We start from the raw sequence: 476 nt of genomic DNA on the forward strand, positions 1-476 counted from the left end.
GCCAAGGAGGGCGGGATCTTCCCGCTGGTGCCGTATTTCGAGCGGGTCGCGCACGCCTACCTGATCGGCGCGGCGTCGGACGCCTTCGCGGCGACCCTGGAGGGCGCCGTGCCCTACACGCGCTGCGAGACCCTCGAGAACGCCGTCCCGAAGGCCGCCGAGAACGCCGCCGCCTCGGGCGCACCGGAACCGGTGGTGCTGCTGTCGCCGGCCTGCGCGTCCTACGATCAGTTCCGGAACTTCGAGATCCGCGGCAACCGCTTCCGGGAGCTGGTGCAGGCGCTGCCCTGAGGCGGCGCCACCTCAGCGCGCCAGAACCTCAGCGCGCCAGAACCTTGGCGGCGTCGCGGGTGGTGTCGACCGCCTGCGAGACGTTGGCCACCGACTGGACGATCGACCCGATATTCCCGGTGATCGCCGTGACGGCGCCCGCGGCGCTCTGCATGCTCTGGGCGAGGTCCCGGGTCACGGCGCTC

The 476-nt window shown here is 72.1% G+C and carries 1 pseudogene; it reads left to right on the forward strand.

The features are described from left to right. Positions 1-291 (forward strand): annotated as a pseudogene (gene murD / locus ACU8YC_RS26730) (UDP-N-acetylmuramoyl-L-alanine--D-glutamate ligase); the annotation flags it as partial. Between the last annotated feature and the right edge of the window lie 185 nt (positions 292-476).

Source organism: Citrobacter sp. VF227 (assembly GCF_052950715.1).